A 486-nucleotide genomic window follows, 5' to 3' on the forward strand; every position below is an offset into this window, starting at 1 on the left:
AAGTTGTTGCAAAGTGACGGCGAACTGACGATGGCCAGCACGGGCAAGGATGAAGCGACCGGCAACCTGGTCACCAAAAGCTACACCGTCAAAGGCCCGGTGATGCTGATGTTCACCACGACGGCCATTGATGTGGATGAAGAACTACTCAACCGCTGTCTGGTGCTGACGGTGAACGAATCCCGCGAGCAAACCGAAGCGATCCATGCGCTGCAACGGCAGAAGCAAACCCTGGAAGGCTTGCTGGCTGAGAATGAGCGGGACTATCTGACGGCATTGCACCAGAACGCCCAGCGGCGGCTGAAACCACTGAACGTGGTGAATCCGTATGCGTCGCAACTGACGTTCCTGTCAGACAAAACCCGTACCCGCCGTGACCATATGAAATACCTCACCTTAATCCAGAGCATTGCCCTGCTGCACCAGCACCAGCGGGACATCAAGACCGCCGAACATCGCGGCAAGACACTGGAATATATCGAAGTG

1 pseudogene is annotated in these 486 nt (G+C 56.0%); it reads left to right on the plus strand.

Features of this window, described 5'->3' with window-relative positions:
- Positions 1 to 486 (plus strand): annotated as a pseudogene (locus tag IQ209_RS18015) (DNA primase); the annotation flags it as partial.

The organism is Xenorhabdus sp. BG5, from assembly GCF_015163665.1.
Lineage (GTDB): Bacteria > Pseudomonadota > Gammaproteobacteria > Enterobacterales > Enterobacteriaceae > Xenorhabdus.